Annotated in this window: 1 protein-coding gene; it reads right to left on the reverse strand. The window is 51.7% G+C overall.

The features are described 5' to 3' along the window. Nucleotides 1–234: 234 nt before the first annotated feature. Nucleotides 235–603, reverse strand: a 369-nt coding sequence (locus tag ACOCD2_RS25085; protein ID WP_419620892.1) for a hypothetical protein, incomplete at its 5' end; no start/stop codon positions are given.

The raw sequence follows: 603 nt of genomic DNA on the forward strand, positions 1-603 counted from the left end.
AAACTCTAGTCACGGTTAGCAATTTCAATTTTTCCTGTTTAGCAGGGCGTGGGCATGGCTTGGGTGCGGGCCTCAACTCACGCAACCGTTTGTGGTGCTGTTGTCGCTCATAGTCCGGCGAAAATTCAGGGCTACTTTCTGGCATAATAGGTCGCTCCAGTGTTGGCCAATTGGTGTTGCGCAACGCTCGACGTACGCCACTGACCAGGTGTGCCCAAGTAGTTCTGTCTGGGGCTATTGGTTGTCAAACATATCTATGGTTTTTGTACATCGAGGCGTTGGTATTGCCTCCCCACGCTGCACAAAGGCCGTACAGATTGGTCGCCCTGATTCGTCATAGGTCCATTCTTGAGGGTATTCATCATCCTCTACGTCGATCCGAAACGTCTTGGCCAGTATCTCACATGATTCGCCCTCATCCCGGGCGCATTCGCTGCACCATGTCTCATAAAACGAGGCGCCTTCTGTTCCCGATGATGGCCGGTATTTTTGGCTCTTCCCCTGATTGAGTGGGCGCCCATCATCTAGTAATCCCATCAGGGTAAAGATCCAACCCGCCGAGATGGAAGTAAATGGCATTGGCAAACCGCTCTTTATTGCGGA

Origin of the sequence: Thiolapillus sp. (assembly GCF_048562965.1) — a bacterium.
Classification (GTDB): domain Bacteria; phylum Pseudomonadota; class Gammaproteobacteria; order Chromatiales; family Chromatiaceae; genus Thiolapillus; species Thiolapillus brandeum_A.